Below are 22865 nucleotides of genomic sequence, written 5' to 3' on the forward strand. Positions count from 1 at the left end.
AGACGCGTCGGTTTGAGGCGGAAGTTGCCACGTGGCAGACACCAATCCAGGAGGCAGTCGTGGAACTGATCACAGAATGGGAATTGAAGGGGCGGGAAGAAGGGCGGCAAGAGGAACGCCAGGCGTTAATCCTCCGTTTGCTCGAGCGCAAAGTGGGGCGTCTCTCTGAAGTCACCATGCGTGAGGTCTTGGCCTTGACACCCGAGCAGTTACTCACGTTAAGTGAGGCCTTGCTGGAGTTTGCCACGCGTAGCGATCTGACGGCCTGGCTTGGCCAGCAGAAGTCTGACGCATAACGTCTCCTGGGAGGGTTGGTGAGGCCCGGGGGCAGCGGTGCCCCTTCTACGCACCGGTCAGTTCCACGTTCACGGGTTGCTGGGGCAAGCGGCACACGCGGTCAAGTTGAACGCAAAAAGCCCATCGGCCCGACGGATTTTGCTTAAGCCCTGCTGCGCCACTAGGGCGATTGCATCTTCCTGCCGTGGCCGTCAACGGCTCGGCTCCTGGGGAGCGAAGGCCACCTTCGTGGCCTGATCCAGCCGGCGAAGGCCGGCTTCGCCCTCGGTAGCCGAGGTGTTCACGTCGACGGTGTGGGCGTGTGAGGGCGATCCGCTAGCCTGGTGGCACGTGCCAAGGCAAGATGCAACCGCTCTGCCTCCGCAATCCGCCAGGGTTGCATCAGATCATCAACCCTGGTATCCTGCCTGTATTGAGGTTCAATGGGACGCCGCTGCAAGGTTCAGGCAAAGGAATGACACGGTTTCATCGCACGTATCGACAGACATCCACGATGCCGCCCTATCAGCGATATGCGCAGGCCTATGATCAGAGTGGTCAGGTGCGTTTTGCGTTGTTGGTCCACATCTATCTGCGTGAGATTCTCGCCCTGCATCCCGTGCAGGGTCGTCGCTTGCTTGATCTTGCCTGTGGCACAGGCACGCTGGCCTTCTTGATGGCTGAACGTGGATGGAGTGTCGTTGGGGTTGATTCTTCCGCTGCAATGCTGGCGATGGCTGCCGAGCGCGTGGCCGAGAACCCTGGTGCAACGGTGCAGTTTCTGCAGGGCGATATGCGTACCCTCGCCGGGGCCGTGCCGCCTGCTGCTTTTGATCTGGTAACATGTACCTACGATAGCCTGAACTATATGCTGACGCACGACGATCTCGCTGCCTGTTTTGCATCAGCGGCGCTCGCCCTGGCTCCGGGGGGCCTCTATGTGGCTGATATGAATACGCGCCATTTTCTTGAGTTTGCCTGGGGCACGTGTGCGATCCATGAGCAATCTGGCTATGTCCAGCTTGAACGGAGCCATTTTGAGCCGACGTCCTCTATCAGTACGATGCTCTTGACCGGTTTTCTTGGTGATGAGACCAGTGGCTACGAACGGTTCGATGAGCTCCACGTTGAACGGGCGTATCCGCCTGATGAGGTTGCTGCTTTGTTCAAGCGCGCCGGGCTCACTGTCGAAGCAAGCTATGATAGTTTTACGTTGAGTTCGCCTGGGCCAGAAACCCAGCGGATCTTTTGGGTTGCTCGCAAGCCCTGGTAGGGCTGATCGGTTTTTCACTGAACCACGTTGCCCGCAAAGTTGGCAGGATGGTTCAGCAGAGCTTTCATCTTGCTGCCGCAGTGTGCTTGCTTCACTGGCATGTTGCGGCAGCCAAAAAAAGAAACATACCTATGACAGTTCTCCCTCCAATTGAAGAAAAAGCTCGTTATGTTGAGCGTATGTTTGCCCAGATTGCGCCGGGCTATGATCGGGTCAATCGCGTCATGACCTTCGGGCTCGATCAGGGTTGGCGTCGGCGTGTGGTTGAGTATGTTGCACCCCCGGTTGGGGGGCGTTCGCTTGATGTTGGTACCGGTACGGGCGATTTTTTGCCTGAACTCGCCGCCTGGAGTCGCGATGGCTTGGCCGTTGGGGTGGATTTTACGCTGCCGATGATGGTGGCTGGCCAACCAAAACTTGACGCGCTCGGTGCTCGTTCCAGTCATTTTGTCGGGGGCGATGCACTCTGTTTGCCGTTTCCCGATCAGACATTTGATGCGATTACGACGGGCTTTGTGATGCGCAATGTCACCGATATTCGCCAGGCTTTCGCCGAGATGCATCGCGTCGCTCGCCCCGGTGCGATGGTCGCCTGCCTGGAAGTGGCTCGCCCGCGTAATCCGGTGATTCGCTTGGGCCATCGGCTCTATTTTGAAGGGGTGGTGCCCTGGATTGGGCAGTTGCTCGGCGGTGATCGCCGTGCCTATACCTATTTGCCTCAGTCTGCCCGGGCGTTCCCCTCCCCCGACCGCCTTGCTGATCTGATGCGTGAGGCCGGTTGGAACTATGTCGCCTATCGTCTCTATGGCCTGGGGGCTGTGGCTATCCATGTGGGTGCCAAAACCTAATCTTTTGATGCTAACAATTGCAAGACTATGAATGACTATGATGCGCGTGAACAACGCGAAGATATGATGCAGCGCCGCCTCCGTAAGGCGCGTGGCGAAGAAGTGCCTGATGAGTTGGCGGATGATCAGGACTTTGATGATTTTGACGATCCTCGTGCGCCGGGCATGGGCTATGATCAACGACCACCGTATCCCCGTTATCGCCGTGGTTCGGGTGGCGGGGGTGGCTGTGCGCAGGCGGTGCTCTATCTGACGATCGGTGCCCTCGTGTCCCTGTTGATTGGTTTTTTTGCCTTGAATCAGTTTGCAGGCCGCATTGGTGACATGTTTGCTGGGGTGCCTGCGCTTCCCGATGTGGCGACGCTCATCGCGACCCCGACGCCGCAAATTATTACGAGTGCTGCTGTGGTGCAGCGGGTGCAGCAGTTGAGCCGCCTCGAGACGGCGTCCTATAGCATTCAGACGGTGATTGATGTTCGCCAGGGCAGCAATATTCCTGTTGTCGGTGATTTTCTTGAGGGCGATGCGCTGTTACTCATTGCGCATGGTACCGTGATCGCGGGCGTTGATCTTAATACGCTTACGACCGACGATGTGACGGTTGCTGCTGATGGCCGGAGTGTGACGCTGCGCTTGCCGCCGGCGATGATCTTTGCGACCACCCTCGATAATGAGCGTACCCGCGTCTATAGCCGTAGCCGGGGCATCTTTGCCCCAGAAAATAAAGATCTCGAGACCGAGGCCCGCCGTCAGGCCGAACAGCAGATCTTGCTCGCAGCTTGCGAAGATGGTGTGCTCAGCAAGGCAACCGAGCAGGCTCAGGCTTCGCTTACCCAGCTCGTTGGGCTCTTTGACAATATCGTGGTGACGGTCGTTCCAGCCCCTCCAGGCCCGTGCCCCGCCCCCTGAAGAAGCGTTGCGGTTCGGGCAACCAAGCCAGCAAAGCTGGCCTTGGTTGCCCGAACCGCAACCGAAATCACCCCTTGCCCTGTTCGGCCTGCAAGGCCAGGACGATGCCCGCGAGGAGCAGCATGAAGCCGATCAGTTGCAAAGGGGCAAACTGCTCTTGAAAGAGGACGAGCGCAAAGATCGCCGAGCCGATTGGTTCGCCGAGCAGGGCAATGGCAACAAAGGTTGCCGAGAGGGTCGAAAGCGCGTAATTCAAGGCGGTGTGTCCCAGCAATTGCGGGCCAAGGGCAAGTGCGAGCACAAGCAGGTAGGCGTACGGGGGAAAGCCGAAGAGCGGTTGCCCTGCGAGCAGCACCCACACCACCAGCACGACGGCTGCGGTGCTATAGACTACATAGATATACGCCAGAATGCTTAGCCGCCGCCGTAGCGAGCGCCCGATCAGCAGGTAGCCACTCGCCGTCGCCGCCCCAACGAGCGCCAGTAGATTGCCGAGCATCGGGTTAGGTTGAAGGCTCTCGGCACTGTCAGAAAAAGAGATCGCGATGGTGCCAAGGAGCGTCAGACTAATGCCCACCATCGTGCGCCAACCCAGGCGCTCACGGAAGAAGAAAAATGAAGCCAGGGCAATCCAGAGTGGATTGGTTGCGACTAGGGCGGCACTCGAGGCCACCGAAGTGTAGGCGAGCGAACTGATCCAACTCGCGAAGTGACCCGCCAGAAAGGTACCCGAGCCAAGCGCCAGCAACAGATCCCGTCGACTCAAGCGTTGCAACTCGGGGCGTGCCCTGGCGAGCACCAGCGGCGTGAGGATCAGCGAGGCGATCACCAGTCTGCCCGCCGCAATGCTGAGCGACGGGACGCCCGCCGCCTGCGCATACCGGATCATAATCGAAGCCGTCGAAGCGATCAAGACACCACTAAAGAGAATCAGGTAAGGCCACATCGAACGCTGCATCGTCAGTTCATTTCGTTTCTCGGCTACGTTGATAGCGGTTCAAAAAATCTTGCACGGCGTCTTCAATGCTTATCTTCCCGCTCATAATGCGTTCATGATAGGCCGGTACAAAATCAAAGAGCAGCGATTGCCCCGTCTGGAGTTCACGGATCATGAGCCGACTATGGGCACCGATGGCTTCGGCCATCCCGCTCGTGTGAAAGAGTTGCTCGGTTGAGGCCACATCATAGCGTAGACGAACAATCTCGGCCTGCCATCCTGTCCGTTGCCGACTCAGTCGGGCATAGGCGGCCCGCTGATCACCGTCAAACGGCAGCCCGACCGAGCCAACATTGACCACCAGGGTTGGCCCAAACCGGCGCACAAACGGGGCGTGGGTATGCCCAACACAAAAAATGTGGGCGCGTGCATCAATTTGTTCACGCAAGATCTCGGCGGGTGCAAAAGGGTCAATGCCATCGCGATCATGGCGCACCGATGCATGGTAGACCATCATCGTTGTTCCGTCGAGGTTGAGGGTCAGGTGGGTGGGTAATTCGGCAATGGAGGCGATCTGATTGGCAACCTGACTATGGGTCCAGGCAATGACCCGACTTACCTCAAAACGAGGGCCGCTCGTGGGGAAATCGGGGCGGCGATGCTCTTCATCATAGTGCAGCACATAGCGCTCGTGATTGCCGCGCATCACCAACCAGCCATGCTCAGCCGCAAAACGCCTCACCAGGTCAAAACAGGCCCCCGAGAGCGGCCCGCGATTCAGGATGTCCCCCGCCACAATGACGAGGTCGGGTTCCCATCGTTCAAGATCCTCAACAACCGCGTGCAACGCGGCCAGATTCCCGTGAATATCCGCCAGAAGCGCAATTTTATCCATAGAAAAAGGCTACTCAAGCCAGGGTATGCTTCAGGTCACTCTCTTAGTATACAGCTTCCCGGAAGCTTGCGAAAATATGGTATAGTCAAACCTAGAAATATTTGACTGAGCAGATACCGAGCACTTTTCTGTGCGCGAAGGAGGCGGCCTGTGACCCGCAGACGTGTCGTGCTGATCACGCTTGGGGTGATGATGAGCCTGTTTATGGCTTCGATGGAGAGCACGGTGATTGCGACGGCAATGCCGACGATTGTCTCTGAGCTCGGGGGGATCCAGAGTTACAGCTGGGTCTTTGCGATCTATATGCTGACCTCGACTACGGTGGGGCCGATCTTTGGCAAGCTCTCGGATCTCTATGGCCGTAGACCATTGTATATGGTTGCGATTGCCGTCTTTATGCTTGGCTCGCTCTTGTGTGGTCTTGCGACTAGTATGAGTCAGTTGATCGCGGCGCGGGCGATCCAGGGTGTGGGGGCCGGTGGCTTGTTGCCGCTCGCCTTCATTATTGTGGGCGATATTTTTACGCTCGAGCAACGCACCAAGGTGCAGGGGCTCTTTTCGGGTGTCTGGGGCGTCAGTTCGATCCTGGGGCCATTGATTGGTGGCTTTCTCGTTGACCGCGTGGCCTGGCAGTGGGTCTTCTGGATCAATTTACCGGCGGCTGTTGTTGCCGCTGGCTTGGTCTGGATGGCATGGCGCGGTGTCCCCCGCCCCGCAGGCGTGCGTCCCGCGATTGATTACGCTGGTGCGATCCTGTTGAGCATCGGGGTGGCTTCGTTGTTGCTGGGCCTCAATGAGCTTGGCAGCCTCCAGAGCAATGGATTGCTTCTGCTTGCCGTCGCAACCCTGACGGCGCTCTTTCTCGTTGAACGTCGTGCCGAGGCCCCAATTTTGCCCCTCCATCTCTTTCGCTGGCGGCTCTTTGCGGTAGCCTGTGTTCACGGTGTGTTCGCCGGCTGGGTGCTTTTTGGTGGCATGAGCTATGTGCCACTCTTTGTGCAGGGGGTCCTGGGAACCTCGGCGACACAGGCAGGCACAACGCTCACCCCGATGCTGCTTTCGTGGGTGCTTTCGAGCATTGTGGCGAGTCGGCTCTTGTTGAAGGTTGGCTACCGTACCTTGATTATCACTGGCATGGTCACATTTGTCATTGGTGCCGGCTTGATGGCCCGCGTGAGCCCTACCACAACTCAGCTTGAGATCATGGTTGCGCTGAGCCTGATGGGCCTCGGTATGGGTGCCTCGATCCCTTCGTTCTTGATTGCGGTGCAGAGCAGTGTCAACAAGCCCGATCTTGGCTCGGCGACGGCGATGCTCCAGTTTTCACGCACGATCGGCGGAACCTTCGGCGTTGCTGTGCTCGGCGCGATCCTTGCGTCGCAGTTGACGGCGATCTTGCTTTCGTATGGGCTCAGCCCTGACTCGGTGCCCCTGGATGCCCTGATCGGCGAAGGTGCTACCGGTGCCGCCGAGTTGAGTGCGCAGGCCCGCGATGCCCTTGCGCTGGCGATGAGGGCAATGTTCCAGACGACCTTTGTCGTCGCGGTGCTTGCGCTGCTGGTCGCCTTGCTCACCCCACGTACCGAGATCCAGTCGTCTTCGCAACCCGATCCTGAGCCTGCGATCACGGCCGATTAAGTCAGAAAGTTGCTCGATTTGTGCAAAATGTACAAATGAAAAGCCCCTTGACTTGTTGCTTTTGACTAAAAGATCGGGTATACTAACTACAACAAGGCGGCAGTGCTGCTGCACAACTCAGGGTTAGGGCAACGGTGCCAGAACTCGTAACCTCGACAATGAAGACAGAAGGAGATATCACCATGCGGAACGGTAACTACGAGAATCTTTCGGTTGATGCTGTGGCTCGTCGCCTTCCCGAGTCGCGTGAATATTTGCGTGAAGCCCGTATTGACCGCACGGCGCGGATGTCGCTGCGTGAGGCTGCCAATGCTACCTCGACCAACGCGGATGAACTGCTTGCGCAGATCGAGGCTCGCCTCCGCCGTGAGGCCCGCCGCACGCATATCCAGCCCGTTGAGTTTGTGATGGTCTACGAAGAAGAAGATGAGATGTCGTTCGTCTAATTCCTCCTCGTTCGTTTGCTATCTGCGGGCCGTCCAAACTGGACGGCCCGTTGTTTTTATGCTGCCTATCCACGCCCCACGGCGATTGCATCTTCTGTGTATGCATCCCACCAGGGCACCCGCAAGGGGTGCCCGTACACCGGGCCCGGCCCCCGGCAACAACGGGACACCCCTTACGGGTGCCCCGTTGTTGCCGGGGGTCGCCGTTTGCGGCGCTGGTTGCATGCACATGCTGCCACAGAGAGCGTATTTTTTTGTATCCGGTTTCGTATGATGCAATCGCCCTAATCCACGCCCCAACAGACCTCCAACATCGCTGGCAAACGTGGTACTATACAACCGTGTCTATGTCGAGAGGAGACCCGTATGGTCAGGAGTGTCGGTGGTATTGCTCAGGCATCACGGTATCAGTTCGCGAATGGCATGATTGCTCTCGTGCATCGTAATCCCAGTACACCTACGGTCAGTGTGCGGGGTGAGTTGCGCCTTGGGGCGGTTGATGAGTCGGCTACCGCCAATGGCCTGGCGTTGCTGACCGGCGCTGCGCTCATCCGTGGTGCCGGTGAGCGTACTTTTCAACAGTTGGTGGCGGAAACCGAGGCCCGTGGCTGTGGGGTCAGTGCTGCCGGTGGGCTCCACACGACGAGTTTTGGGGGGCGGGCGCTGGTCGAAGATTTGCCCCTCATCCTTGAACTTCTGGCCGATATGCTCATCCGTCCGACTTTTCCGCTCCACGAGGTCACGAAACTGCGCAATCAGTTCCTGATGAGCCTTCGTGAACAGGAAGAGGAGCCGATGACCAGGGCGTCACGGGCGATCCACACGTTGCTTTATCCGCCCGAACATCCCTATAGCCGCCTTTCGACTGGGACGCTCATGACGGTACAGGCGCTAGAGCGTGACGATCTCGTGCGTTTTCATGGTGCTTATCACCCCCACGATGCGATCATTGCTGTGGTTGGTGATGTTGAGCCTGACGCTGTCTTTGAGTCGCTGGAACGCCATTTTGGCTCATGGAACCCCGGCAACCCACCGCCCAAAACTACCCTTTCCGCTGTGCCGCCGCTGCAGGAACCGCAGCGTTGCGATATCGTGATGGAGGGCAAGCTTCAGTCTGATGTGATCTGGGCTGTCCACGGCCTGGCCCGCAATGATCCTGATTTTTATCCTGCGATGCTCGCCAATCTGATCCTCGGTCGCCTGGGGCTCGGGGGGCGACTGGGCGAAGAGGTGCGTGAGAACCAGGGGATGGCCTACTATTGTTCGAGCAGCCTCGACGCTGATCTAGGCGCTGGCCCTTGGTCAGCCGTGGCCGGGGTGAACCCGCATGATGTCGAACGGGCGATCGAGGCGATGCTGCACGAGATCCGTCTTTTTGCCCACCAAGGGCCAACGGCACAAGAATTGGCCGATGCACGTGATTTTCTCACCGGCATGCTTGTGCTTGGGCTTGAGACCAACGATGGGATGGCCGGAACCTTGCTGGCGATTGAACGCTATCAACTTGGCTTGGATTTTATCGAGCGCTACCCGGCGTTGCTTGCCGCTGTTTCCCACGAACAGATCCTGAATGTGGCCCGGCGCTATCTGGGTGGTGCTGGCTATGCCCTGGCAGTCGCTGGCCCTCCAGCGGTCTAACGCCAATCCCTTGCACATAATACCAATGACGGTTCGTACCCCCGCATTGTCATGCTGAGTACCATATGGCCGACGGGCCAGTGGTATGGAGAGAAACCAGTGCATGTGTGCAGCCTGCATGGTCACCCCGAACGGAGTGAGGGGTCTTCCATGATGATCCGTGCAGATTCCTCACTGCGCCTGCGGCTTCGTTCGGAATGACAGCGGAGGCGTTGCGATCCAACCATGAATAAGGCAGTCTTTGAATAAGGCAGTCTTTTTGACGCAAAGAGGAACAATTAATGATTGTTGCAGGTACCCGTGATGCCGTGCTGAATCAGGTTCAGGTGGTCAGTATTCATGGCACGATCCTCTATGATCTTGTCTATACCCATGTAGGCGAAACACAACCGCGTCAGGCTCGCCTCGGCAGTGAGAGTCTCTATGCTGAACCGCAACCGGGTGATCTGATTCGTGTGCAGTATATGATGAATGTCGCTACTACGGTAGAGCATCGTACGGGGTAGATAAGGACTCGATTCCTATCGAGACCCTCTATCATATGGCTACGACTCGTGCTAAAATAACAGCGCGTATAGATGCGCTTTTTTGGCATATCCTCTGTTGCTCTCCTCCCGATGGTATCGCCGTTGCCCCGGCGGCGGCACAAGGAGTTCGGCATGGCTCCGCGCAGGCACACTCTTCTTCTCCTCACGGTCGTTGCTCTGGTCGTTGCTTCGTTTGGTCTGGTCGCCCTGCTTCCCGCACAGTCTGGTCGTTCCGAGGTCGTCTTTTTTGTTGACACCCTGGAAGATCTTGACGGTGACAATGGATGCGTGGAACCTGGCCCCGGTCGTACCTGTAGCCTCCGTCAGGCGATTGTGAGTGCGAATGCGCATCCCTCAAGTAGTGATTATAAAGTCATTACCTTCCGCTATTTTACCGATGGCCCGCTCGCAACCGAGGGGGGCATTGTCCGGCTTGACCCCTTGAAGCCGGTGTTGCCCAAGCTTACGGCGGATCGCGTTGAAATTATTGCGAACGATCTCTTTGGGATTCCCAAGATTCAGCTCGATGGCAATGGCCGCGACGTCGGCTTTCAACTTGCTGGCAATGAGAGTTTGATCCGGGGCCTAAGTCTCTATGGCTTTTCGGATTTTGGGATTGAGGAATTTCTTGGTTCGGCGATCTATATTACCGGCAATAATAATCGTGTCGAGCGCTCGTTTATCGGGGTCAATCCGGATGGGCAGACGCTTGCCGGGCGGCAGAATTTTAGTGGCGTTCGGATCGAGGGCAGTGCCACTGGCAATGTGATCGGTGGGGCCGGTGGGCCTGGTGTGGCGAATTATATTAGTGGCAATACGCAAAATGGGGTCATTATTCGTAATGCCTCAGGCAATTTTGTCCAGAATAATTTCATTGGCATTGTCCGTGAGAATCAGTCAACGACGCTCGTTGCCCGTGGTAATGGGCAGTATGGGGTGCAAATTGCGAGTATTAGCAATAGCCTCAGTACCGATAATGTGATTGGTGGTACGAGTGCCGAACTCGCGAATGTGATTGCTGATAATGGTCAGGCCGGCATTCTGCTGCGCGGTTCGGGTACCATTACTAATTTTGTTCAGGCCAATTATGTTGGCCTCGATAGTGCGAATAATGATTTCAAGAACCGTGCTGATGGTCTTCTCCTTGAGGCTGGCGCACGCAATAACCGCATTGGTGGCTCGGGGGCGGCCCCGCTGGTGATCAGCAACAATGTCAATTATGGCATCCATTTGCGCCTCAATGGCGATCTCACGCGTGATAACGTGATCGCCGGGACGACGTTTATTGGAACCCGCACCGATGGGGTGACCGCCTTTGGCAATGGCCGCGGTGGGGTGCTGATTGCCCCCGGGGTGACAGGAACGCAGATTCAGGGTGTTGGCAATAGTCTGCGCATTGCCGCTAATGGCGGCCCCGGGGTGATTGTTGGTGGCATTGGTGAATTGGCCGCCAATAATCGGATCGAACAGGCACTTATTGGCCTGGTGCCTGCCCCTGATGGGTTTCAGGCTCGCCCTAATGCGCTCGGTGGGGTCGAGATCGTTACCTCGACGATGACCCTCCTGCACAATAATCGGATTGGTGGCAATACGACTAGTGGGGTGAAGATTGGCCCTGGCGCGACCGGTGTCACGTTGACGGGCAATGCCATTACTTCCAATACGGCGAGTGGGGTTTTGATCCAGCCTGATGCGGCTGATGTAACGTTGATTGGCAATACGATCAGCGCCAATGCCACGTATGGGGTTCACGTTGGGGCCGGGGTCCAACGCACGAGCCTCGCGGGCAATACGGTCGCTGACCAGACCCTTGCTGGGGTCTGGCTCGATGGGGCTAGCAATACAACGCTCATTACCAATACGCTGACTGGCAATGCCGCCGGTGGGCTCGTCGTGCAGGCGGCCAGCAATACTACGATCACCGAGAATGTCTTTGGTACGAACGCTCCCTTTGGGCTGCGTATCAGTGCGAGTATGACGACGACGGTTGACCTCAATCGCGTTGGGTTGACGATGGATACGCGCACTGCGCTGGGGAACCTCGGTACGGGTATCGAGGTCTTTGATGCGCAGACGACCGCGCTTACCAATAATTTTGTGGCGAGCAATGGCGGCCCTGGCATTGTGATCACGGGAACCAAGACCCGCGCCACGAATGTGCAAGGCAATGTCACCGGGTTGTTGCGTAATGCCGAAGGTTTTGCCCGCGTGGCTAGCCCCAACCTTGGGCCACAGATCCTTGTCGCCGAGGGGCCCTATCTGACGTTGATCAGTGGCAATACCCTCGCGGGTGATAATGATCCGCTCACCGCCTATCCCGGGATTGTCATTTCAGGGACGCAGACCTTCACCGCGACGGTCGAGGCCAATCGCATTGGTTTTGTGCCCACTGCACCACCCGATGGCGAACCCTTTCTTAGCTTTGGTCATAGCGAGGGCATTGTCGTTGAGGGTGCGCACTATGTCCAGATTCGGAATAATAATCGTATTCGCCGCAATGATGGGGCGGCGATTCGCCTCACTGATGTGATGTCGGCGACGGTGACTGATCATTCGGCGGATCGGGCGATCTTTGAGAATGGCCGTGGTCTTGTGGTCACCGGCAATACGCAGTTTGTGACGCTTGCCCAGAATGAGCTTGTGGCGAATCGTGGCGATGCCATTGCGCTCGAGACGGTCGGCCAGATCGCCGATGTGTTGGTGCGCGAAAATACGCTACGGGCCAATCAGGGGTTTGGGATTCTGCTCAACGGCAATGTCCAGCGGGTGAAACTCCCCGGTAATCGGCTCAGTTTCAATCAGGCCGGTGGCATCAATTTTGTGCGTGCGGCTCCTTCGCCCGCTGCAACCAATCCTAATCATGATCTTGCCCCGCCCATTATCGATCTCACCGGCACTGATCCGATGCGCCTGCGGGTTTTTGATAATGGAACGTTCCAGGGACAGGTGATCACCGCGACGCTGGAACCCGGGGCTTTGCCCGCGCCCCTTGATGGCTGTGTCACCTGTACGATCGAAGTCTTCCGCCCTGATCCCGAGTCACTCGGCCAGGGGTTGACGTCGCTTGTGACGGTCACAGCCTCGCCCGAAGGTCTCTATAGCGGCCAGTTCGAGAATCTGACCGACACCCTCGAGTTGCTGCTCATCGCTACTGATGTGCTCAGCAATAGTTCTGAGTATGGTGTCTTTCCGGTGCGGCGTGGCATGGTCTTCCAGGAAGCGAATCTAATCCGCGAGGCGATCCCCGACGAGACGCTGCTCTTTACGCTTGCCTTGTCGAATACGGGTACCTTGAACCTCGTTGACCTGCAGGTCGATGTGTCGGCTCCGCTCGAGGGTTGGACGCTCGTGACGGATCCGGTGACGAGTACCCTTCTGACCCTGGCGGATGGTGAAGTCAAGCAACTGACGTTCGCGTTGACCTTGCCCCCAGGGGCGCACCCGAATGCACGCGCTGGTCTGGTCAATGTGCTGAATGTGACGGTTCGCAATGCCTATGGCCCACCGACAACCGCTCGGCTGGAGACGCGCGTCCGGGCGCAGCCAATCCTCCAGGTTGATCCACTGGTGGCCGTGGGCGCTGCCCGACCCGGGGCTTTGGTCGAACATCTGCATACGCTCCGCAATCAAGGCAATGTAACGGTTACGGCCAATCTTGCCGCCGTGACCCGTGATGCCATCGGGATCACCGAGCTCTGGACAACGACGTTGCCGACGACGACGGTGACCCTCGCGCCCGAGACCGAGGTTACCCTGCCCGTGCTGGTGCGTGTGCCCCCTGGTGCCCAGGTGCTCGATCCGCTGGGCAATCCGGTGCAGGCGACCACGAGTGTGACCGCAACGGTGCCAGCTTTTGAGGAGGCGAATCCGTTGCTCAGTTACCCTGAGTTGACTCTGCCCTTTACCGCGACAACCCGCGTTGGCCTTGCTCCTGATGCTGACCTTGAACGTGATGAGACCGCTGAGGCTGCTGCCGGTGGCGAGGCGATCTTTATCCATACGGTGATCAATCAGAGTAACGGAACGGCCTTTTTCTGTCTGGTTGCTTCGACGACCAAAGGCAGTACGGTGCGCTTCGAGTCGGCAACCCGCGATTTTGTGGTTGATGCGAATGGTTGCTTCCGCCTCGATCTGGTCAATGATGGTAGTCAACAGCCACCGCGCTTCCGTGAAGCCCAGTTCCGGACAATCGTCTCGCTTGATCCTCGTCTGTTGCCCGACGAGCGCGAGATTGTCACGTTGACCTTGCGTGAAGCCTCAACCGAGGAAGTCATCAGCGATGCAACGCTGGTCAATCAGATCACGATTGTGCGTGGCAACCGGCTGCCAAGGGTATGGTTACCGCTGGTGCAAAAATAAAGGAGGGGCGCCGTGGCATCACTCAATCGTCGTCTCGCGCTGGTGCTCGTGCTGTCGCTGCTCTTCACGTTGCTTGCTCCACTGCCGGTGCCCTGGTCGATTGTCGCTGCTCAAGCGAGCATTGTCGTCAGTAATCTCAATGACCTTGACAATGGTGGGGCCAATGATTGTGGCTCTGATGGGTGTAGCCTGCGCGAGGCGATCCGCCTGGCGAATAGCCGCAATGGGCCAAATAGCATCACGTTTACGGTGACTGGGACGCTTACCCTCGAATCGGCCTTGCCCATCTTGACTGATGACGAGACGACGCTTGATGCGACCAGCGCCGATCCTGCGGCGACACAGCCCAATGTGACGCTGAATGCCTTGGGCATTGCGCCGGGCTCGCATGGCTTGCATCTCCAGAGCAACAACAATGTGGTGCGGGGCCTGGCGATTATTCGTGCTCCAGCGGGTATGTCGGCGGATGTCGCTGGGGCGGGCATCTTTCTTGATGGCGCGAGCGGCAATCAACTCTATCAGAACTGGCTCGGCCTCGCTGCCGATGGGACGGCCCAGGGCAATCAGGGCTATGGCCTGCTTATCGGCAATGGGGCGAGCAATAATATCATTGGGGCTGACCGTGATGATCAACGCAATGTCTTGACGTCGAATGTCATGGGCGGTATTCGCATCAATACGGCGAGCAACACGGCGTTAAACCAGAATAATCTGATCGAGGGCAACTATATTGGGACGACGCCCGCGGGCGATGCTGCCGGCAATAATGGAACTCGCACTGATAGCGCGGGCATTAGCCTGGGTGCCGGTGCGGTCAAGACGACGATCCGCAACAATGTCATCGGGGGGTTCCCCCAGTCGTTTGGGATTTTTATGCCCGGCCTTGGTCAGGTGTCGACCAACCCGCTCATTGCGCGTGACAACGTGATTGTGGGCAATGCGATTGGGGTGACGCGTGGGGGGATACCCGTCCCGAATAAATTTGGTCTTCAGCTTGGGAGCAATGCCTATGGCCCGCGCAATACGACGATTGGTGGGCTCGATCTACTTGACCGCAATATCATTGCCGGCAATACCAGTTACGGTATTCGCTTTCTCGATACAGGGTTTGTCTGGGGCGATGCGACTATTCTTGGCAATCTGATCGGTTTGACTGCCGATGGGACGCCACTCCCGAATGGGACAACCAGTGATAGCTCGTCCGGGGCGATCTTCATTGGTCGGCTTGGCGGTGGTACCGCCCAGTTTCCTCCTGGTCGCGTCACGGTTGGCGCCAAGAATGTGATCGCGGCGAGCCGTAGTTTTGGCGTTCATGTTCGTTCGAGTAACCATGTTATCAAAGGCAATTATATTGGGACAAGTCTCTCTGGCGATCGTTCTCAAACCGGCCAGACGGCTTTCGGTGGCGCGAGTGTTTTTCTTGAGCATGGTACCGGAGTTACCATTGGTGGGACGACGACAGCTGACCGCAATGTGATTGCATATGGTGGCTCGCAGATCGGCGGTGCGCGTGCCGCGATCCTGATCAATCCGGTGGCGCTGGGAACCAATCGCTGCAATGGGACCTGTACCACGAGTGGTCACGTGATCGAAGGCAATTATCTCGGGGTGCGCCCCGATGGCGTGACGCCGTTGAATGCGGCGTCGCCTTCCGGGACCGAGGGCATGCGGATCTGGCGCACGACCGGCGTGACGGTGCGCAATAATCTGATTGGTGGGGTTGGCCAGGGTCTTGCCCTGGGTGAACCGAGCGAGGCTGCTGGCGCGGTCACGAATCTCTTGATCGAGGGCAATCTTATTGGTGCCCCGGCAACAGGCGAGTTGCCGCTTGATGCCAATCTCGCCGCTGCACCACGCAATTTCTCGGTTGGCATTCGTCTCTACAATGGCTCTAACAATGTGATCCGTCAAAACCTCGTTGCTTATAATGGCTCCGGCCAGACGTTTGATGTCGTACCTGGTATTTTGATTGGTTCGCTGTTTGATGGCAATCTCGCGAGCAATAATGATCTGCTTGGCAATCGTCTGGTGCGCAATGGTGGTGTCGATGCACCCGGTATTCAGATTCGCGGCGCGACTGGCATTCGGATTTCGCAGACGACGACCGAGTTTCATCAGGGGCCAGGCATTGCCCTGCTTGACGGCGGCAATGCCGGGCGTACCCCGCCGACGCTGAATCCGCAGTTGCAACAGAATCCCGAGCCTGAGCCTCCCAGTGTTACTGGTTCGACGGATCCCGCCTGTGGCCCCGGTTGCACGGTTGAGATCTTTACAACTTCGCGTGGCACCGAGGCCGACGAGGGGCCGATCTATTTGGCGTCGGGCTTAACGCTGGCTGATGGAACCTTCAATATTCCGTTGCCCGTCTGTCAGCGCTATCTTAATGCAACGGTGACTGATGCTACTGGCAATACGTCGCCTTTTAGTACCCGCATTGACCTCGGAGTTGATAATCCCTGTGCGCCAATTGCGTTTGATCTCGTCGCCGATCCGGCTGGTACCGAACGTGCCGTGGCTCCTGGCGAGCAGACGACCTATCTGCATACGCTCAATAATACTTCTCCGATCACCCTGACGTTCTCGGTGGCCCTGACTTCGACCCAGCGCTGGGCCAATGGGCCAACCCTGGTTACGGTGCCTCCCAATGCGTCAACCGAGATTCCTGTGACGGTGACGGTGCCTGCTACCCAGGCCGAGGCGGCCACCGAAACGACGAGTGTCCGTGCGCTCGTCGGGACGGCGCGTTCGTCGAATGTGGTGGTGAATACGACGACGGTGCGTTTGCCTGGCCCTGCCTTCCCTGCGCTCACCGGTCCCCTGACGACGACGCTCGCCGGGCCGACGACGATCTTTACGCATACGGTGAGCAATGTCGGCGATGTGGTCGGTGATTTCACGGTCGCTAGTACCGGTTTTGTTGGCGATGCGCCGCCCGGATGGTCGGTGGCGTCGGTGACACCAGCGTCATTTACGCTGACTCCTACGCAGACGATGACGGTCACGGTGCTGGTCAATACGCCTGGTACGCCCCCCGCCGGCCCGTTGGTCTTCGGGCTGCGGGCCTTGGTGACGGGTGACGAGACGCGGGTGGCTCAGACCGCCAATACGATCATCGTGCCGGTGGTCCGTGGCTTTGCCTTTACCCCTGTGACGCTGCAGCGTGCGACCACTGATCCAGGCGCAACGGTGCGGTTTAGCTACGTTTTGACCAATACCGGCAATGCCGCTGATAGTTTTGCCGTTGCGACATCGGTACCACCTGTTGGCTTGACCCTTACAGGCGTAACTGCGACGCCGAGTCTGAGCAATCTGGCGGCTGGCATCACTTCTACGGTGCAGGTGAGCTATGCGGTGGCGGATGATGCGCTCGCCGGGACTTATCCGTTGACGGTGACGGCGCGTGCGACGGGTGGAGTTGATCCACCTGCACCGGCACTGCGTTCGCTTGAGGTGGTTGTCCGTGGGAGCGGGGCGGTGACGCTGACCCCGCCACTGGCCGAGCCGCCCGCCGTCGATCTGGCCGGGGCGACGCAGCCGGTCGCAGTGACGGCGGTCTTTACCGCGACCAATTCGGGCAATGCGTCTGCGCCGATTCTGCCCGGGCCGGTGACCGGTCTGCCGTCTGGCTGGACGGGGAATGTGACGGGCAATGCCTGTCCGGTTGGCCTCCCCGGTCTTGCGCCAGCGGCCTCATGCCTCTTTACCGTGACAGTCACCGTGCCGCCTACCGCTGATGCCGGGGTGAACGATCTCACGGTCGCGGCCACGGCGGATAATAGCGCCCAGACGAATCCGGCTGTGCCTGATGTCACCGATGAAGCGACGCTCCGTGTGCAGGTTGCGGTGGTGCGTGGGGTGGCCTTGCGTCCTGCGAACCTCGCGCAGGCGGCGTTGCCTGGTGACACGGTGACCTTTGCGCATACGCTCGAAAATACCGGCAATGCGCCCGATAGTTATACGCTCACCGTGAGCCAGTCGGCGATATTGCCCGCCTGGACGCTCAGTCTGACGCCGACAGCGGTGAGTGACCTGGCGCGTGATGGCACACGGACGATCACGACAACGACGGTGGTGCCGGCGAATCTGCTGGCGGGAGATGTCCAGCAGTTGACGGTGCGGGCCGCCGGGGTGAACGATGGGCCGACCGCAGAAGTGACCGCAGTCGTGACGATCGGGTCACTGGTTGCGGGCGAGTTGCTTGACAGCCCGCGTGGCAGCGTTGATCCTGGTGAGACAACGACCTATACGGTGACAGTGCGCAATACGGGCACCGAACGTACCAGGTATACGCTGGTCTTGAGCGATACGCTGTCGGGATGGCGTTCTGCAGTTGGCCCGGCGACGCCTGCTTTGCTACCGGGGATGACCGGCACGCTGGTGATCAGTGTGACCGCACCCGCCGATGCGCCTCCTGACGCGACGAATACAACGCGGCTGCGCCTGGTCGAGGATGGCGCACCCACGCTCATCCTGGATGAACGGGAAGCAACTACGCGCATTGGGCCGGTGGTACGCGGCTTCCTCTTTACCCCCGCAACGCTCCAGCGTGTGACCACCGACCCCGGGACAACCGTACGCTTCAGTTACCGGTTGACCAATACCGGCAATGTGGCCGATAGCTTCACCATCGTTCCAGCGGTGCCGCCTGCCGGATTCAGTGTGGCAGGGGTGTCGGCAACGCCGAGTCTGAATGATCTTCCCGTTGGCGCTAGCTCGACCGTGCATGTGAGCTACACGGTTGGGGTTGGCGTGCTGGAGGGAACGTATCCGTTGACGATTACCGCTCGCGTGAACGGGGGCGATGATCCTCCCCCGGATGCCCTGCGTGCCGCTGAGATTGTGGTGCGTGGGCGTGGTGCGGTGGCGCTTGCGCCCGAGGTGGCCGAGCCGCCTGCGGTTGATCTGGCCGGGGCGACGCAACCAGTCGCGCTCACGGTGGTCTTTACGGCAACCAATACGGGTAACGCACCTGCGCCGATCCTGCCGGGGCCGGTGACTGGTCTGCCGGTTGGCTGGACAGGTGAGGTGACAGACAATGCGTGTCCCGCTGCATTGCCTGGCCTGGCCCCGGCGGCGACGTGTCGCTTTACCGTTACGGTCTCTATCCCCGTCGATGCTGATGGTGGTGTGACCGATCTGACGGTGGCGGCGACGGCAGATAATAGCGCACGCACCAATCCGCTTGTACCGGATGTTACTGATCAAGCCACGTTGCGGGTTCGTGTAGCGATCGAACGAGGCGTCGCGTTGCGGCCTGATGGGCTTGCCCAGTTAGCCGGCCCCGGTCAGACTGCGACGTTTGTCCATACGCTCGAAAATACGGGGAACGCGCCCGATAGCTTTAACCTGAGTGTGCTCCAGCCCCAGGCTGAACCAGTCTGGGCAGTGGAGGTGCGCCCTGAGGTGGTCAGCGATCTGGCGCGTGATGGAACCCGTACCATTACCACGACAGCGGTAGTTCCTGCGACGGCGCTGCCGGGCGAAAGTGTGCGCCTGACGATCCGTGCGTCCGGTGTCAATGCTGGCCCGGTGGCCGAGGTCACGGCGCTCGTGACGGTCACGGAACAGGTCGTGCGTGACTTTGTCTTTACCCCCGAGCCACTCCAGCGCCGTACCACGGTTCCTGGCACGACGGTGCGTTTCACGTATGTCTTGACCAATACCGGCAATGGGCTCGATAGCTTTGCCCTTGATAGCTCGGTGCCGCCTGACGGAGTGGCGCTGCTCGATGTGACGGCGACGCCGAGTCTGGTGAATCTGGCGGCGGGAGTCAGTTCCGAAGTTCAGATCAGGTATGCGGTTGATTCGGCGGCGCTGGCGGGAACCTACCCGTTGACGATCACGGCGCGGTCGGTCGGTGGCCTTGAGCCGCCTGCGCCAGCCGTGCGTTCAATTGAACTTGGCGTGGTCGCCGGAGGATCGGTCGTGTTGAGTCCTGATCTGGTCGCACCGCCCGAGGTTGACCTTGCCGGGGCAACGCAACCCGTCGCGGTGACGGCACTCTTTACGGCGACCAATACGGGCAATGCGTCTGCGCCAATCTTGCCCGGGCCGGTGACTGGTCTGCCCTCTGGCTGGACAGGTGACGTGACGGGCAATGGCTGTCCGTCTGGTCTTCCCGGTCTTGCGCCAGCGGCGTCGTGTCAATTTACCGTGACGGTTACGGTGCCGCCTGCGGCTGATGCGGGGGTGACGGATCTGATCGTCGCGGCCACCGCAGATAATAGTGCCCAGACGAATCCGACGGTGCCTGATGTCACTGATGAAGCGACGCTCCGTCTGCAGGTTGCGGTGGTGCGCGGCGTTGCTTTGCGCCCTGATGATCTGGCGCAACAGGCCTTGCCTGGCGAGACGGTGACGTTTGTGCATACACTCGAAAACACCGGCAACGTGCCCGATAGCTATACGCTCAGCGTGAGCCAGACGGCGACCCTGCCAGCGTGGACAGTCAATCTGACGCCAACCGAGGTGAGTGATCTGCCGCGTGCTGGCACCCAGACGCTCACGACAACGACGGTGGTGCCGGCGAATCTGTTAGCGGGTGAGGAACAGCGCTTGACCGTGCGCACGGTTGGCGTCAATGAGGGTCCGGTCGCGGAAGTGACCGCTCTAGTGACGATCGGGTCGCTGGTTGCGGGCGAATTGCTCGACAGCCCCCGTGGCAACGTCAATGTCGGTGGGACAAGCACCACCTATGCCATCACTGTGCGCAATACGGGGACGGAACGCACCAGCTATACGCTGGTCTTGAGCGATACGCTGCCGGGATGGCGTTCTGAGGTGGGTGCGGCGACGCCTGCCTTGCTTCCGGGGATGACCGGCACGGTAACCATCAACGTCACCGCGCCGTCCGAAGCTGTGCGCGGCGATACGAATACAACCGTCTTGCGGCTCGTTGAAGAGGGTGTGCCGGCCGTCATCCTTGATGAGGGTGAAGCCGTCACGCGGGTCGGGCCGCTCTTTAGTCTCATCCTGACCCCTGATAGAGCGCTTGCTGGTGCGCCAGGCACGCTGGTCGAGAGCAGGCATACCCTGACCAATCTTGGCTCCACCGAAGGGACGTTCCGCCTGCGCGTGGCCGACTCGCTCGGCTGGTTTACCAACGTCACCCCTGACCTTGTAACCCTTGGTCCTGATGAAGAGATCGAGATCCTTGCGTTGGTACGTATCCCTGAAGGGGTGCGGGCTGACACGCCGAATGTTGCGATCGTGACCGCGCAACAGCTTGACACACCGGTGCTGGTCGAAGCGCAGGCTCGGATCGACCTGCGGGTGACCCTGGTTGCCGGTCTCAAACTGGCCTCGTCGCAGGTGCGGCGGGTGCAACCAGGGCAAGGCCTGATCAGTATGAGCGATCTTGCGGTGACCAATCTTGGTAGTGGCAGCGATACCATCACCTTGACGGTTGTTGGTGAGAGTGATGGCTGGGAGGTTGATCTGAGTCGCAGCAGTGTATGGGTTGATCATACGAGTACCGCCCGCGTTTCGATGCGCGTCGTGGTACCTGAACGCATTGCGCCCGGTACCATCAAAACCCTGCGCATCGAAGGGCGCTCGACCAATGACGAAACTGTTACTGATGCGATTGAGTTATCGCTGATCTACTTTACGGGTGGGCAGACGCCTTCACGCGTCTTCCTGCCGCTGGTGCGCCGATGAAGACGCTTGCCGTCATCCACGGACCGAATCTCAATATGCTCGGGCGGCGCGAACCCGCGATCTACGGGCATACCACCCTGGCTGACATCAATGCCGCCCTGACCGCACGCGCCGAGGCGGCGGGGATGCGCCTGATCGCTTTCCAGTCCAATCACGAAGGTGCCCTGGTCGACTTCTTGCAAGGCGAGGGGTGGGAGGCCGACGGGGTGATTATCAACCCTGGTGCGTTGACGCACTACGGCCTATCGCTACGCGATGCATTGGCCGCGCTGAGCGCCCCGATCATCGAGGTGCATATCTCGAATGTATACCGCCGCGAACCATTTCGCCACACCTCGGTCGTTGCGCCAGTTGCCACCGGACAAATCACGGGCCTTGGCTGGCAGGGGTATATGCTCGCGCTCGAATGGCTCATTCCGACGCTGCTCCCCCCCTCCCAGGCCACACAACTCAGCACATAAGGCGGTTTTTTTGACGCAAAGGCGCAAAGGCGCAAAGGTTGGAGCGTAGGAGCGCTCCCCCTTCGCGGCTTCGCGGCTTCGCGTGAGCTTCTAGGAGCGCTCCCCCTTCGCGGCTTCGCGGCTTCGCGTGAGCTTCTTTGCTTGGTATTGGAGTCGCATGCGCCGCGTAGCACCGGTGAACGCGGCGTGTTCGCGGCGTAGCATAGACAAGACCGATTTCGGTGGTACAGTTACTTCGTAGAACGGGTATAGTGGGTATAGGTGGCAAAAGTGTTGCCTAGTTCATATTAGGCATTACAAGGAGACTGCGTGACAGTTCTACGACCAATCACAGAAGCCGAGTATGTAGTCTGGCTTGAGATAGTTATCCCGGCCTATGCCAAAGACAAGGTTTCCTCTGGCCAATGGCCAAAGGATTCAGCGCTCGACTCAGCTCGAAAGGACTATGCCGAGTTGCTGCCAAATGGAAAGGACACCGACAAAAACCACATCTTCACCGTTCTAAGCCCAGAAGGGTTTCCGGTCGGAACGTTGTGGTTTGTCGAGCAGGAAAGAGCGAACAGCCGCATCGCTTATGTCTACGACATCTATGTAAAGCCTGAGCACAGAAGGCAGGGTCACGCTTCTCGGGCCTTTCAGGCTTTGGAAGTGGAAGTTGCAAGACTTCGCCTATCGGGAGTCGCATTGCACGTCTTCGGCCATAATCTTGCAGCCCAAGCGCTCTACACCAAGTTAGGCTATACCGCCACGAATATCAACATGTTCAAACTGGTGTTCAGTGATGCCTAACACCTGCCTCCGCGGGCAACGTAGCTCGAACGTTAGCCAGCCCTTTGCAATCTCGGCATGTCGCGCTACAATGGTAAGTAGAATCCGTTTGGCAAGGTTATGTTATTGATTGGCGCATCAGGAGAAAGAAATGAAGCCTTTTGCTACGTGGCGCACCTGAAGCCCCCCGTTAGGCGGGCGTCAAGTGACTGTTTGAGGAACGATGCAATG

Annotated in this window: 14 protein-coding genes; 12 read left to right on the forward strand and 2 right to left on the reverse strand. The window is 58.8% G+C overall.

Annotation, left to right across the window (positions count from 1 at the left end; genetic code table 11):
* The 4 genes from EYB53_RS10105 to EYB53_RS10120 form a co-directional block, all read left to right on the forward strand.
* On the forward strand, nucleotides 1-296 hold a 296-nt coding region (locus EYB53_RS10105; RefSeq protein ID WP_205712623.1), incomplete at its 5' end, for a DUF4351 domain-containing protein.
* A gap of 455 nt (nucleotides 297-751) precedes the next feature.
* On the forward strand, nucleotides 752-1549 hold the full coding sequence (locus tag EYB53_RS10110; RefSeq protein WP_254151008.1) for a class I SAM-dependent methyltransferase: 798 nt from the start codon (nucleotides 752-754) through the stop codon (nucleotides 1547-1549).
* Between the two features lie 131 nt (nucleotides 1550-1680).
* Nucleotides 1681-2397 carry a ubiquinone/menaquinone biosynthesis methyltransferase gene (locus EYB53_RS10115; RefSeq protein ID WP_135478072.1) on the forward strand — a complete coding sequence of 239 codons (717 nt, stop codon included), beginning with the start codon at nucleotides 1681-1683 and terminating at the stop codon, nucleotides 2395-2397.
* Between the two features lie 27 nt (nucleotides 2398-2424).
* Complete coding sequence (locus tag EYB53_RS10120; protein ID WP_135478073.1) at nucleotides 2425-3306, forward strand: DUF4230 domain-containing protein; 882 nt, start codon at nucleotides 2425-2427, stop codon at nucleotides 3304-3306.
* 67 nt (nucleotides 3307-3373) lie between these two features.
* Here EYB53_RS10120 and EYB53_RS10125 read toward each other — a convergent pair whose 3' ends face one another.
* A complete protein-coding gene (locus EYB53_RS10125; RefSeq protein WP_135478074.1) occupies nucleotides 3374-4264 on the reverse strand; it encodes a DMT family transporter in 891 nt (296 codons plus the stop codon).
* A gap of 7 nt (nucleotides 4265-4271) precedes the next feature.
* Nucleotides 4272-5138 (reverse strand): metallophosphoesterase family protein, encoded by an 867-nt coding sequence (locus tag EYB53_RS10130; protein WP_135478075.1) that lies wholly within the window; start codon nucleotides 5136-5138, stop codon nucleotides 4272-4274.
* Between the two features lie 150 nt (nucleotides 5139-5288).
* On the opposite strand from EYB53_RS10130, the gene EYB53_RS10135 reads away from it, so the two are divergent.
* The 8 genes from EYB53_RS10135 (at nucleotide 5289) to EYB53_RS10170 (ending at nucleotide 22655) form a co-directional block, all read left to right on the forward strand.
* Nucleotides 5289-6776, forward strand: a complete 1488-nt coding sequence (locus tag EYB53_RS10135) for an MDR family MFS transporter (RefSeq protein ID WP_135478076.1) — start codon at nucleotides 5289-5291, stop codon at nucleotides 6774-6776.
* A gap of 182 nt (nucleotides 6777-6958) precedes the next feature.
* On the forward strand, nucleotides 6959-7222 hold the full coding sequence (locus tag EYB53_RS10140) for a hypothetical protein (RefSeq protein WP_135478077.1): 264 nt from the start codon (nucleotides 6959-6961) through the stop codon (nucleotides 7220-7222).
* A gap of 366 nt (nucleotides 7223-7588) precedes the next feature.
* On the forward strand, nucleotides 7589-8860 hold the full coding sequence (locus tag EYB53_RS10145) for a M16 family metallopeptidase (RefSeq protein ID WP_135478078.1): 1272 nt from the start codon (nucleotides 7589-7591) through the stop codon (nucleotides 8858-8860).
* A 281-nt stretch (nucleotides 8861-9141) separates the two neighbouring features.
* Nucleotides 9142-9366 (forward strand): hypothetical protein, encoded by a 225-nt coding sequence (locus tag EYB53_RS10150; protein WP_135478079.1) that lies wholly within the window; start codon nucleotides 9142-9144, stop codon nucleotides 9364-9366.
* A 153-nt stretch (nucleotides 9367-9519) separates the two neighbouring features.
* Nucleotides 9520-13746: a right-handed parallel beta-helix repeat-containing protein gene (locus EYB53_RS10155; protein WP_167857334.1), complete on the forward strand. Its 4227-nt coding sequence runs from the start codon at nucleotides 9520-9522 to the stop codon at nucleotides 13744-13746.
* Between the two features lie 12 nt (nucleotides 13747-13758).
* Complete coding sequence (locus EYB53_RS10160) at nucleotides 13759-21405, forward strand: NosD domain-containing protein (RefSeq protein ID WP_135478081.1); 7647 nt, start codon at nucleotides 13759-13761, stop codon at nucleotides 21403-21405.
* Nucleotides 21402-21866: a type II 3-dehydroquinate dehydratase gene (aroQ, locus tag EYB53_RS10165; RefSeq protein ID WP_135478082.1), complete on the forward strand. Its 465-nt coding sequence runs from the start codon at nucleotides 21402-21404 to the stop codon at nucleotides 21864-21866. Before EYB53_RS10160 ends, aroQ begins: the two co-directional genes overlap by 4 nt.
* A gap of 309 nt (nucleotides 21867-22175) precedes the next feature.
* Entirely contained in the window at nucleotides 22176-22655 is a 480-nt protein-coding gene (locus EYB53_RS10170) for a GNAT family N-acetyltransferase (RefSeq protein ID WP_135478083.1), read from the forward strand.
* The last annotated feature ends 210 nt before the right edge of the window (nucleotides 22656-22865 follow it).

The organism is Candidatus Chloroploca mongolica, from assembly GCF_004762035.2.
Taxonomy (GTDB): domain Bacteria; phylum Chloroflexota; class Chloroflexia; order Chloroflexales; family Chloroflexaceae; genus Chloroploca; species Chloroploca mongolica.